We start from the raw sequence: 12,742 nt of genomic DNA on the forward strand, positions 1-12,742 counted from the left end.
TTATACCACTCATCTCCCATGCTTTCTAGCATATTTCTTTCCGAAACTATGTTCTTTTCGTTACAAAAACGACTTTTTACATTATTTGATCTGTTTTCAGAAATTAATAAGCAGATCCAAACTCAGCCCCGTAGACGCCATGAAATTTTCCAGTCTCTCCAGTGAGAGATTACCTGCGTCACTGTCATACTCCCGCAGTGTCCTAACCGACAGCATCAGGTAGCGTGCCAGTGTTTCATCGTCAACGTCATTGAGCTTCTGCCAGAATCTGATCTTGCACCATATCCTGCGATGAAGCGATATCTTGTTTTCTTTTTTTCTCAATCAGCATTCCTCCAGTTTAATTATTTATATAGTATATCTTGCTTTCATATTGCTCTATCCATATTTTTACATTTCGATCATTCCCCTTCAATTGATAAAAATACTCTGCTATCTGATCCATCTCAATGCGCGAGCCTCGCCACAATTGTTATCTCGTGATAATTAATTAAAAATATTCCTCTATTAACTGAAAGTATACCTGAATTACATTGATTTTTATCGCCAATAGATGTATAATTTATCTAGAGTAAATAATATGTGCAATTTCCATATAATTATAGTTAATTCATTTGGCGATTATTTTAATTGTGCACTTGTTTTTGTGATTTACAAACACATATGGTAATTTGAGATGGAGGGATATTTATGACAAAGAGATTTATCACAGGACTTATAGCTTTTGTTTTATTGTTCGGCAGCACAACTCTTCCTCAGGGTAAAGCGATTATAGCTCCATCCGTGACAGCAAATGCCGCAGTAACCGATGACGGAGATTTCCAGTATGGTTCCACGGGGAGCGGCATCGAAATACAGAAATATTATGGCAACGATACAAACGTTGTCATTCCCTCAGAGATCAATGGCAAACCCGTTGTCAGCATCCAAAGATATGCTTTTTCGGATAATTCCAAAATAACAAGCGTTACCATACCCGACACTGTAACTACCATAGGCTGGCAAGCCTTTGAGAATTGTTCGAACCTCACTTCCATAAACGGAGCAGGCGGTCTTCAGGTTATAGACAGCTATGCTTTCCAAAAAACTGCTCTAAAAAAGCTGAATCTGCCTAACAGCATTATCCAGATAGGCCAGCAGGCTTTTGCCGACTGTGAAAACCTTGAAACCATCAATTTCCCCTCAGGCTTGACCGATATCCGCGGCAAGGCATTTGAGAATACAAAATGGATTCGGAACAAGCGTAAGCAGAACAGCTTAGTTACCGTGAACGGAATAGTCATCGACGGTACGACCTGCAGCGGAAATATCACCATACCCAAGGGTGTTATCGGCATCGGTGACAACGCTTTTACACTAAACAAAAACATCACAGGTGTAAGCTTCCCCACAAGTTTAAAGACCATAGGCTCATTCTCGTTCGGCTGCTGTGAATACATAAAAACCCTGAATATCCCAAGCAGCGTTACAACCATAGAATACGACGCTTTCAAAAGCTGTTTCGGACTTGAAAACGTAACTATACCCAAAAGCGTAAAATATATCGGCGGTGAAGCTTTCTATGGTACCAAGTGGCTCGAAAACCAGAAGGCGAAAGATCCTGTGGTAGTAGTCAACAATATGGTCATTGACGGCAGAAACTGTTCAGGCAGAGTGGTTGTACCAAAGGGCGTAACTATGATATGCCAAAAAGCATTCTATGCAAACGACAGGATAACAGATATTTCATTACCTAACAGTTTAAGAGAGATCGGCAGTGAAGCATTCTATTTCTGCACAGCTTTAAGAGAAGTTATAATTCCCAACGGTGTTACCACCATCGGTCAGGGCGCGTTCAACAGCAACCAGAGTCTTAAATATGTCGGTCTCCCGGACAGTGTTACCGAAATGGGTATGCAGGCTTTCACCGGCTGTAAAGCTCTTCCCGAAGTAACGATACCCGGCAGCCTTGAAGAGATTCCTATTGAAGCATTTAGGAATTGTGAAAGCCTTAAAGTCCTGAACATAGAAAACGGTGTCAAGTCTATAAGCCACTATGCTTTTGAAGGCTGCACCGCTCTCGAAGAACTCAATATCGCAGGCAGTGTAAAGGTCATAGGCGGAGCCACTTTCACTAATTGTACCAGCCTTCAGGAAATAACTTTCTCCGAGGGACTCGAGACCATATCACCCAGTGCTTTCCTATGTACAGGTAATAAAGCAGGTGAGGATTCTATCAGAACAATTACTCTGCCCGAGAGCGTTAAAGCTGTCACAACAACTTCTTTCAACTTCAGTGTAGAAGGTTTCAAGATCAGAGGCTACGAGGGTACCTTTGCACAGAAACTGGCTAAAAAAATGAAAGTCGAATTTGAAGTGATCGAAAGATCCGAAATCCCTGCACCACCCAAAAAGGGCGATATATCCGGTGACGGCAAAATAAACTCAACCGATGTAACTAAGCTGGCCGCACATGTAAAAGGTAAAAAATTGCTGAAAGATACTTCCAATGCAGATGTGAACGAAGACGGCAAGGTAAACATTTCCGACGTTACAAAGCTGGCAGCCCACGTAAAAGGCAAGAAGCTTCTGTTCTGAGATATCGATGCATAACATTACAGACTTTTAAACCATGGGTGTAAAAATGATTTAAATATATCCCCCTGAATCTCCCCCGTATTTATGCGGGGGTTTTTCTTTTATAATGATGACCCACAGTCCTGCCCTGCGAACATTTTTCCTATCTGTCTTGAAAAGGCAAACCAGCTAACTCGCACCTATGTTCTCTTTGCAAGATATATAATACCAGAAAATTTGTTCGATGTCAATAGATGTGAGGTGTGCTCTCTATTTCACTTCATCTCACTTCTATTTTTATATAAAATCGAGAAAAACAAAGAAAATTAAAGATAACTGCAAAATTCTCAGGAATTTGACCGACCGTATTTGTCAAGTGCAGAAATTTCAAACATATGTTTGTGCATTTTGCCATATAGATTTTGTGATCCCACGCTTGAAAAACAACGTAACATTGAGTATAATAGTAGTTGTAAAATAATAAAACGCCGTCACATCTTCTGCAGCGGCGTATACCATTATAAAGGAGTACACAAATGCTTGGTTTCACAGCATATTTTTACAAGACCCACTCCATGATAGATGGCGCAGGGCAGTTCAAAACAAATGAGATACTTCTTGCGTATCTTGAATATGACTTTCCCGACCTGCGCGAACTTCTCGACAAGTGCAAAAGCTTTGAGCGCAAACTTCATTATCCCGAGATGGGAGATGAGAATATTGAGTTTGACACACTGATACAGAAAGCCTTTATTTTCTATGACAAGCTCGATGCCATGATAGAAAAGCTTCCGCCCTACAACAAGCTGCAAGTCAAGCGCAACAGACTGTACAAGATAATGAACGACCACAAGTACCTTTTCCGCAATGACCTTGAAAACCATGGAGAAAACTACTGGCCGCCCGAATTCTACGACCATTTTTATACCTCGAATTATTATGACGACCTTGATGCGGATATGTACGACAGTGCTCTCAGACTTAACCGCAAGCTTTCAGCAATAAGCAAAGAATACCGCATATTTGTAGAGGACTGTATCCGCGTAAAAGAGATCTATTCCGCATTTCTTGAAAAGCTGCACGCAGGCAAAGAGTACCTTGACGCTAAAGAGACTGCTGACATTTACCGCCGTTTTCTGTCAGAACAAGAGAATCGTATCAACACCTACGCAAGACTTGAACCATCTGGAACCATGTCCGAGACTTTTGTACCCCTGAATCCCGAGGGAGATTTCGTAATGTACGAGCGATACAAGTTCAGCACTATCGGCGGATTTCTCTACATCGACCTGTTCAAAGGTCTTCAAAATCACTACCTGCCCCGCAAGTGCGGTCTGTGCGGAAGATACTTCCTGCTTGAAGCCACAGCCTACTCCCCTTTCTGCACCAGACCCATAAAAGGCAAACGCGGAAAGACCTGCCGTGACATGGGACACCGCAAGACCTACGCCGACAAAGTCAACAGCGACCCGATACTGCTGACCTACACCAAAGCCTACAAACAGCACTATGCCCGCTATCTCAAAAAGAGAATGACACAGGCTGAGTTCCGTGAATGGGCTGACTACGCGCTGGAGTTAAGGCAAAAGGCTTATGATAAGGAACTCGTTTTTGAGGAATATGAGGAAAAGATCAGAGCTTGAATTTATGGAACAAAAGAGGTGCCGTTATGTTTGAACTAGCTAGAAAACTGAACGAAGAATGCGGCGTCCCACTGCCTGAAAAAGGAGATCAGGACTGGGAATTCTGTGCGGGAGACTATACCCGAACCGAGGATTATATCAAATTCTATAAAAAATATTCCGATGAAATGGAAGCAGGAAAATTCTCGGACAAGGAATTATTGAGCGATATTATAATCCAAGGAATCGAAGACCTGTTGACATATACCGATGATACAGAATATGCTGATAAACTATGGGCTGAATTTCGGCAGATACTGATAAACGATGAGCTTTACCGCAATATCGTGTACTGGTCTTGTATCGGTCACCCCCTTGAAAACTGCTGGAATATCACTTCCAGAATGCGTGATCTGCTCAGAGAACTGATATAATAGATCAGAAATGTTCTGATAAATCAGTCTTGACAGACTATGCCAAAAGATGTATAATACAGTAAAGCAAAGGTGCTGTTTTATCTAAACAGCACCTTTATTTTTTTCGGAGGTATTGTTATGAAGAAAAATCCGATCATTGGTATTATACCGTTAATTGATTATTCCAAAGACAGTTATTGGATGGTACCGGGATATGTGAACGGTCTGAAAAAGGCGGGTGCATTGCCGATTATTCTCCCTATCATAAACACTGATACCGAGGCAGAAATGCTCGCTGATATGTGTGACGGCTTTCTTTTCACCGGAGGGCAGGACGTTGACCCTGAAGTTTATGGAGAGAGGAAATCCGAACTTTGCGGTGAGTGTTGTCCTGAACGTGATGTTATGGAGATACTTCTGCTGGAAGCGAGTATGAAAAGAGATATACCGATCCTCGGCATATGCAGAGGTATTCAGTTTATAAATGCTGTTTTAGGCGGTACACTGTGGCAGGATATCCCGAAGCAGTTTTCCGATAAGCTCACACATTGCCAAAAGCCGCCGTATGATAAACCTGTTCATGATGTTTCGATTCTTAGTGATACACCTTTATACGAACTGCTGAAAAAGGAATGTATTTCCGTGAACAGTTATCATCACCAGGGAGTTCGTGAATTATCACCTAAGCTGAAATGTATGGCGAGATCACCTGACGGGCTTATTGAAGCAGTATATTCTCCCGAGTATAAATTCTTATGGGCTGTACAATGGCATCCGGAGTTTTCTTATGAGAAAGACGGAAACAACCTGCTCATATTCAAAGAATTTGTAAGCTGCTGTTCAGCGTAAACGCTTTTGACAGAGAGCTATGCCATAAAAAAAGACTCTGCACCTCAATCGGTACAGAGTCTTTTGCATTGATGTTTTCAGTTTTCAGAGTTCATTATTCGGTTTCATCAATGTTTTCAAATTGACCCGGAATTCCGCCTGATGCTACAATAACATCAGCGCTGTTAAAATGAATGATCTCCATTTCGGGTTTTTGCATTTTCTTTTCCATATTTTTCTCTCCTGACATTTTTATTATGCTTTAGCAGTAGTAAACGGAGCTGTATAAACCGTTACTATCTGATCATTCAGCTTATTCCTGTAGGTCACATATGCCTTGGAATAGATCGTATTGTTTGCGTTAGCTGTACCAAGGGTAAGGTTGTAGACAAATGTACCTCTTACAGTTTTGAGGGACGATGCCTTTTGGCTTACATCTGCACCGCCTATCTCGGGATTCTCATTGATGTAGCTTCTTACAACGCCTGCTTCGATAAGTTCATAATTCTTGGGAAGTTCCCAATCAACTGTGAACGAGATCTTCTGCTTGTCGCTATTGGCGATAGCCACTCTGCTTACGTTCATCGAATAAACAGGCTCTGCCTCTACTATCTCGTAAGAATAATGTGGTACAATACTCATATCGCGGGTAGCATAGAAATAGTAATTTCTCGTACCGCTGACCTTAACTTCTGTATCATCCGGTTTTACCTCATACCAGCCGATAAAATGCTTACCGTCCCTCATGGCGGAAGCAACAGCTTTTATCTGCTCGCCGTACTTATAACTACTCTCAACGCCGTCGATGCTGATATTATAGATTATATTTTCGTCCTTGGTGCTTGTGTATTCCTGTCCGCCATAATTAATAGTTGCAGTGTAAGTTTTCACACCGTTGCCATGGTCGGTCTCGTTCAGCACCGGCTTTTCTTCGGGAGTTTCAACGTTACCGCAGACCTTGCACTTAAACTGAACAGAAACTGTATAAACGCCGTCTTCCTTTTTCCATGTCCATACGGGCGAAGCATCATCGTAGCTGTGACCTGTTTCCGCCACAACAGTATCATCAATATCTACATAGCCGTCACCGTTCAGGTCGGTCAGTGCAGTATATGCTATTCCATCTTTGGTATAGAATTCGCCGTTCTCGCCGGTATAATACTTAATATTTCCAGTTGTTGTGCAGGTAGGCGCTACAGCTGCGTGAGGCATATAAAGCTCGAATGTAAAGGGGTCTGCCGCTGTTCCCGAACCGCCTGTAACATAGAAGCCTGTGGGTGCGGTGGAAAGTTCTGCTGATTCGACCATAAAGCCATATAACCAAACTTCTCCGATATGTGTCGGTCCATCGGGATTGGAAGGTTCAGTGGATTCCGAACTGCTGACAGCGTCGGCATGGAACCAATATCCAGTCCAATTAACATTATTATAAAATTCAACGTTGTTATTTAATTTGCACGCTCCATTAAAAAAATTAGGATCACCCCAAACGTCAATATACGTTCCGTCACCGAAATCAACGGTATCTCCGACCTTGATGTATGTGCCGACTGAGAGAGTCTTGGCTTTTGAAATTTCAGCGCCACCTATTTCCACGCCTGTATTAGTGGACTCTGGTGGTGCCGCACTCGCCACAATAGCCGTGCCTCCTGTCAAAAAGCCCCCTACGTTCGCAGGCACAGCGCCCGCTACAAGAGCCAGAGAAAGCATACCTGCAGTTACTTTTTTAAATGTGTTGTTCATAAGCTCGGTCCTCCTTATTGGAATAATTTTTTTGGCAATTGATGATTGCCTGTTTACTGTAAAAAAGCGCACCTCAACAGGAACCTATCCAATTGAGACACGCTTGTTTTGACATAATAAATTTAAAGATGACATGGCACGCCCCTGCTGTGCTTTCTGTGAAGTTGTAACACGCTTTGGCATACCTGTCAGTCCTTTCTTTATGAATTAGATACAGATTTTCTGTCACTAATTTAATACATTATATCACATTTGTTCATAGTTGTCAATGTCTTTTTGAATTTTCATATAATTGATTTTTGTCTATAAATCATTATCAAAAAACCAAGACCCGCCCCGTTCTCACCTGTTCCAAATTTCCCCGCAAAAAAGGACGGCACAAACCGTCCTTTCGTTATTTCTGTATCTCAATAACAAACTTCCCCTCTGAGTTCAGCTTTAGCCGCAAGGTCTTTACGTACCTGGTACAGAAATTCTCCATTTCCTTTTTTGTAGCGGTCACTCTTGTGGCTTCATAGATCTTATGAGTGAGCTCCAGAGGGCTTTCACCGCAGATGGTGGGGAAATGCTTTTCAAGCTCTGCAAAAAGTACAGCTCGCTTCATGTCCTCAGTGGCAGCGGAGCAGAAATCGTCAATTGCACAATAGTAGATACCGTGCTGTGTGAGTGCGTCCTGTATCGCAGAGCCTATCTTTTCGTATTCGTACATAACAAGGAATTGTGCATCGGGCAGACTTTTGATAAGTCCCCAGAAGTCCGAATCACTTGATACTATTATAAAAGATGTTATACCGTCGCGGTAAAAATCCGTGACAACGCTCGCCGTCATTCGCACATCGACGAGAGATTTTCTGTCGGATACCCTTTCAATCTCGATATGTTCAACGGGTATCATGGTGAATTTTGATAGCCAGTCCCAACCTGCGGTAGTGTTCGGGTCGTCATAGAGCGTTATCTTTTCTATCTTTGAAAGTTCGTCCTGATTCAAACCTTTGAGAACACTGTACAGCTTGAATGGATTACTGTTCTCGCAATCGACAGCAATGGCAGTTTTCTCCGAGCTGTCGATAAATCCGTAAATATTATTTCTTGTTTCATCATCAGCGTCCCGATATTTCGTATAGTCCGTGAAAACATCGCCGTGCATTTCATATATCAGTTTCAAAAATTTTCTGTCGGTATATATGATGTTTCCAACGTCGGCAGGCTTCCAGTGGATATACATCTGGAAAGGATAGTGCTGGATATTCTTCATGTATTTTTCAAATTCTTCTTTCAGCACTCCCGCTTTCTGGTATTTCGGGATATAAAACAGATCTCGTATATACTCCCATATTATCCAGTCGTAAAAAAGATGAGAGCATTTATCTATATTTTCGTTTATCAGTCTGGTGAAGTCATGCATATACTTCTCTGAACGGTAATTCGCCTGAATGATCGGTATCCCCCATTTTTCAAGCTGTCTGATATTATCTTTATCGTACCATTCAATAGAAGTAAGATTCTTCAGATCATAGCGCATAGCAGTATCCGTTTTTTTGAAATGCTGCAAAAGTGCAGTACGGAGCTTGCACAAATATCGTATAACAGTAGCATCACGGTCTGCATAAAGCTTATCTAGAGTTGCCTTGCACTCAGCGAAATTCAGCTCTAATATGTCCTTGCGGACACCTATCAGGTAAGAGATCGTGGTTACTACCTCTTTGGTATCAACAGCCAAGAGCGTACCTCCTATTCATAGTAGATCTTAGGATAATTATTTCTTATAAGTAATATGCTTCCCAATGTTTTCACCTCACATTCATTGTAAAAATTAAACACGCTGTCACAAGAAAGTTTGATTTTCCGTATATAAATAAACAGCAGTATTCGCTTCTGAAAATACTGCTGTTTTTCTCTTTTTGATGTATACTTTTAATGTATCAGCAGCCTCATGCGCTCCGCACAGGATTGTCAATATGTGTATTTAGTATAGATGGCACTAAGTCTTTTACAGCAGTGAAATTTTCAATAGTATCAGATTTTTTTTATTAGATTGTTGTTTTAGTTCGTATTATAGATCAGCGCCTGTACAGCACTTTTTACCAAATAATAACAATAGCACCCTGCTGATCTTTATGTAATTGTAACATGCCGCATCAAAAATGTCAATAGTTTTTATAAATTTCATTTATTTAACATAATATTCCCCGTACTATATTATAATAGTATAGGCGAAAACATAAACCGATATTTTACAGCCTGAACCGAAGCCATTATGCACCACACAGATACTATATCCCGTCTTCCGATTGACTATACCAATGCAATATGATATAATTTAAATATGCCTTTATAATAATGATCATCGACAGACTGTTGATCATATAAAACAAAACCTAAAGAGGAGAAGATCATGAAAGCAAAACAATTTATTGCAGTGGCGCTTGCGGCAGTAACAGCTCTGGGACTTTTAGGCTGCAACGTGAAAGATGAGAAAAGCAGTAACAGCAATAGCAGCAATAGCAAAACGGCAGACTCTGCAAAGGAAGAAAGCAGTTCTTCAGCCGAAACATCACAAGTGTCTGAAGATAGCAGCGAAGCACCTGAGGAAAGCAGTGAAATGCCCGAGGAAAGCAGCGCAGTATCCGAAGAAAGCAGTGCTGTATCTAAAGAAAGCAGCGCAGTATCCGAAGAAAGCCGTGCATTACCTGAAGTAAGCAGGGCGACTGAGAAAACCAGTTCAGCGGCAGAAGAAAGCTCAAAGCAAAACAGTCTGCCAGATGACAGAGTTACTGTTTCAGCTGATGAGATATCATTCTTTGAGCAGTTCCCCGAAAATGTATATGCCTGTAAATATGATACTACGGTGAATTTTTTAAAGAGCGCATTCGGTGATACTGACAATGTGACCGAGCTTGGAGATTTCATGAACGCTCTTGGTTTTTACACAGAAAAACAGTTTGATTACCCCGGTGGTATTTCAGTGCTGGGAGAAATGTTTAATAACATGAGCGTTGATTTTGACATTGATGACAAGACCGTGTACACTGTAGGCTTTCACAAAAATCCTGACATCAACACCGAAGGGGACAATGATCCCTCGTCTTCTGACTGCGAGGACAGCTATGACAGGCTTTACGCACAGTTCATAGAGATGTACGGCGAGCCTCCCACCATATTCTCACCCGAGAAAAATGGCTTTTACGGAGCGCTCTGGACTGACACTCCCTGCGGTGAGATATGGCTTGCATGGGGAGAAAAGATATTCGACAGCCAGGAAGCTGACTGTATGATCACCTTTTCGAGGCCAGGTATAAACTGACGCCGGATCAATAATGAAAAACAGAGGTGCGCCCGACGGACGCACCTCAACTGTTTGATTATTCAAGTGGAGAACTATAATGAGGCTGTTAAGAAAGATGCTCATATAGAAGTTTTAAGCCATAGTATTTCTGATTTACAGTCAGAAGTACTATGGCGTTTTTATTGACAATGCAGCAATGTTATGCTATAATTGTTACGAACATAAATCGGAATTTAGAGGTGACACTGGTTGAAAGAAGCATTGGTGAATTATAGCAAAAGAGTTATAGCGAATTCGGCATATAACAGTCCCCGTAAATTTGAGGGCGTTGTTCCCGAACTTGTCACGGAGATACAGAAAAATATTCTTGTTCCACGAACAACTCAGACAAATTTAGAACCCTTTCGTGAAAGATTTGGATTCGAGCTACCTGATGATATAAAAGATTATATCAATCTGTTTTGGCATCCACACATTGCAGGAGCATATGATTGCTTCAAGCAGGATGAAGAAGGCGGATATTACAAATTCGATGAAGGACCGATAATCTTTTCGGTGATGAAGCATATCGGTGAAACTGATGATGATGTTCTTTTTCAGAAATATGGTGTTTATGATCTAACATCGGAATTATACGAGGAATATGAGGAGTGCAGTGAAGTAAAGGAATATATCAGCATCGGCTGGACAGGTTATGCCGCCCATGCGGTCTTGTATAAGATAGCGACAGGTGAGATCTACCTTGAAAGTTGGAGAGAAGATAGAGTTGCCGACGATAGACCAATTGCAAGTTCTTTGTCCGAGTTAATAAACAAAATATACTTTCCAAGAATCAATCGCTGAGATAAATTCTGATTTATCTTAGCAACCGTGTAAAATACAATGCCCCGAAGCGCTTTGAAACGCTTCGGGGCAAAACTTCTATATTGGCATCCGACATAAGTGGCAGCCTCATTTTTTTGATGTGATACTCATTCCATACTATTTCTTCACCGGGGGATTATTTTCAAGATAGCGGTCAAGTATCTCTGCCGCGGTTCTGACGAACTTCGCGCATGGTCTTACTTTGTAGTATTGCTCGGTGCGTTTTTCGGGAGTGGGTTCACTTGTTACCGCCAGACCTTTCAAAAGATCACGGCATATGATAGTATCATGCTCTTTGCGGAATTCATCTGCAAGATACTGTATCCGCTTGTAATGCTCGGATTTCAGCTTATCGTCCAGTTCGGTGCCCTCACCGTAAAGGATACCTGCCACCATAAACATACCCGAACAGGTTCCACAGACCTCTCTCATTCTTCCCATACCGCCGCCAAAGGAAGATGAAAGCCTTTTCGCAAGTTCCTCGTCCATGCCCGTAACATCTGAGAACGCCGCAAAAACAGCCTGTGCGCAGTTACATCCCTGAGTAAAAAGGCTGACCGCCTTTTCAGTATGATCGTACTTCATCAGTGACCACCACAGCTGTGAGTTCCGCAGGAATGACCCTCGCCATGTTCGTGGTGATGATCGCAGGTGGGGTTCTCGTTCTGAACAAGTGTCTGTGCAAGGAATGAAGCAACAGCATCGTCAGCACTGCCCATATTACCGCCATAAAGAGCGATGCCTGCTTCCTGCATAGCCATCTGTGCTCCCCCGCCGATACCTCCGCAGATCAGAACGTCAGCCTGAGCGTTTTTCAGGAATCCTGCAAGCGCACCATGTCCTGCGCCCATTGTTCCGACTACCTGTTCACTGATGATCTTTCCGTCTGCAACATCATAAAGCTTGAACTGCTCTGTTCTGCCGAAATGCTGGAAAATCTGTCCGTTTTCGTATGTTACTGCTATCCTCATAATAGCGCTTCCTTTCCGTGTGATCTCCTCAGAGATACTGTTTTCAAGAGTATAGTTTCCGCCTGAAATTACGATGCGCCTGCCCTCCACCAAAGCCTGAGCCAGCTTTTTTCTTGCGGTGTCATAGATCGCCGTGACGGTCGTTCTCGCCACATTCATTTCCTGAGCGCACTGTTCCTGCGTCTTTGACTGATAGTCGATCAGACGTATGGTCTCAAACTCGTCAAGCGACATTATGACCGTATCATTTGCCTTATCCTGATCGGGGGCAAAGCTCCAGTAATCGGGATAACAGCAGATACGGCGTGATTTCTGCGGTCTTGGCATATTCGCATCTCCTTTCTGACATATGTCGATTATAACACATTTATCGACTTATGTCAAGAACATTCTTGGCATTTTCTTATATTGACGGATATGGTTATATTTGGTATAATTTCTTTGTAGGAGTGATAC

The 12,742-nt window shown here is 42.1% G+C and carries 11 protein-coding genes; 6 read left to right on the top strand and 5 right to left on the bottom strand.

Annotated features, from left to right (window positions below):
• Positions 1 to 96: 96 nt before the first annotated feature.
• Positions 97 to 324, bottom strand: a complete 228-nt coding sequence (locus BMY75_RS09260; protein WP_074833012.1) for a hypothetical protein — start codon at positions 322 to 324, stop codon at positions 97 to 99.
• A gap of 366 nt (positions 325 to 690) precedes the next feature.
• Here BMY75_RS09260 and BMY75_RS09265 point away from each other — a divergent pair, with 366 nt between their 5' ends.
• From BMY75_RS09265 to BMY75_RS09280, 4 genes are all read left to right on the top strand, one after another.
• A complete protein-coding gene (locus BMY75_RS09265) occupies positions 691 to 2,577 on the top strand; it encodes a leucine-rich repeat protein (RefSeq protein ID WP_074833015.1) in 1,887 nt (628 codons plus the stop codon).
• Positions 2,578 to 3,092: 515 nt separating this feature from the next.
• A complete protein-coding gene (locus BMY75_RS09270) occupies positions 3,093 to 4,199 on the top strand; it encodes a DUF6076 domain-containing protein (protein ID WP_074833017.1) in 1,107 nt (368 codons plus the stop codon).
• 26 nt (positions 4,200 to 4,225) lie between these two features.
• The gene (locus tag BMY75_RS09275) at positions 4,226 to 4,612 is read left to right on the top strand and encodes a hypothetical protein (RefSeq protein ID WP_074833019.1); all 387 of its coding nucleotides are present in this window, start codon (positions 4,226 to 4,228) and stop codon (positions 4,610 to 4,612) included.
• Between the two features lie 120 nt (positions 4,613 to 4,732).
• Positions 4,733 to 5,443: a gamma-glutamyl-gamma-aminobutyrate hydrolase family protein gene (locus BMY75_RS09280; RefSeq protein ID WP_074833021.1), complete on the top strand. Its 711-nt coding sequence runs from the start codon at positions 4,733 to 4,735 to the stop codon at positions 5,441 to 5,443.
• Between the two features lie 234 nt (positions 5,444 to 5,677).
• On the opposite strand, the gene BMY75_RS09285 is transcribed toward BMY75_RS09280, so the two are convergent.
• Positions 5,678 to 7,165 (bottom strand): hypothetical protein, encoded by a 1,488-nt coding sequence (locus tag BMY75_RS09285; protein WP_074833023.1) that lies wholly within the window; start codon positions 7,163 to 7,165, stop codon positions 5,678 to 5,680.
• 394 nt (positions 7,166 to 7,559) lie between these two features.
• Entirely contained in the window at positions 7,560 to 8,885 is a 1,326-nt protein-coding gene (locus BMY75_RS09290) for an NYN domain-containing protein (RefSeq protein WP_074833026.1), read from the bottom strand.
• Between the two features lie 675 nt (positions 8,886 to 9,560).
• Between BMY75_RS09290 and BMY75_RS09295 the strand changes: the two genes are divergently transcribed.
• Together BMY75_RS09295 and BMY75_RS09300 are read left to right on the top strand one after the other, a co-directional pair.
• Positions 9,561 to 10,469: a hypothetical protein gene (locus tag BMY75_RS09295; protein ID WP_074833028.1), complete on the top strand. Its 909-nt coding sequence runs from the start codon at positions 9,561 to 9,563 to the stop codon at positions 10,467 to 10,469.
• Between the two features lie 231 nt (positions 10,470 to 10,700).
• A complete protein-coding gene (locus BMY75_RS09300; RefSeq protein ID WP_074833031.1) occupies positions 10,701 to 11,294 on the top strand; it encodes a hypothetical protein in 594 nt (197 codons plus the stop codon).
• A gap of 138 nt (positions 11,295 to 11,432) precedes the next feature.
• Here BMY75_RS09300 and BMY75_RS09305 read toward each other — a convergent pair whose 3' ends face one another.
• Positions 11,433 to 11,900, bottom strand: coding sequence for a C-GCAxxG-C-C family protein (locus tag BMY75_RS09305; RefSeq protein WP_074833033.1), 468 nt, complete (start codon positions 11,898 to 11,900; stop codon positions 11,433 to 11,435).
• A complete protein-coding gene (locus BMY75_RS09310; protein WP_074833035.1) occupies positions 11,900 to 12,613 on the bottom strand; it encodes a DUF134 domain-containing protein in 714 nt (237 codons plus the stop codon). Before BMY75_RS09310 ends, BMY75_RS09305 begins: the two co-directional genes overlap by 1 nt.
• Positions 12,614 to 12,742 lie beyond the last annotated feature (129 nt).

The organism is Hominimerdicola alba, assembly GCF_900109655.1.
GTDB lineage: Bacteria > Bacillota > Clostridia > Oscillospirales > Ruminococcaceae > Hominimerdicola > Hominimerdicola alba_B.

Coding starts and splice junctions, on each gene's coding strand:
- BMY75_RS09280 (WP_074833021.1), top strand. CDS start 4,733: ATGAAGAAAAATCCGATCATTGGTATTATACCGTTAATTGATTATTCC.
- BMY75_RS09285 (WP_074833023.1), bottom strand. CDS start 7,165: ATGAACAACACATTTAAAAAAGTAACTGCAGGTATGCTTTCTCTGGCT.
- BMY75_RS09310 (WP_074833035.1), bottom strand. CDS start 12,613: ATGCCAAGACCGCAGAAATCACGCCGTATCTGCTGTTATCCCGATTAC.
- BMY75_RS09295 (WP_074833028.1), top strand. CDS start 9,561: ATGAAAGCAAAACAATTTATTGCAGTGGCGCTTGCGGCAGTAACAGCT.
- BMY75_RS09275 (WP_074833019.1), top strand. CDS start 4,226: ATGTTTGAACTAGCTAGAAAACTGAACGAAGAATGCGGCGTCCCACTG.
- BMY75_RS09270 (WP_074833017.1), top strand. CDS start 3,093: ATGCTTGGTTTCACAGCATATTTTTACAAGACCCACTCCATGATAGAT.
- BMY75_RS09305 (WP_074833033.1), bottom strand. CDS start 11,900: ATGAAGTACGATCATACTGAAAAGGCGGTCAGCCTTTTTACTCAGGGA.
- BMY75_RS09265 (WP_074833015.1), top strand. CDS start 691: ATGACAAAGAGATTTATCACAGGACTTATAGCTTTTGTTTTATTGTTC.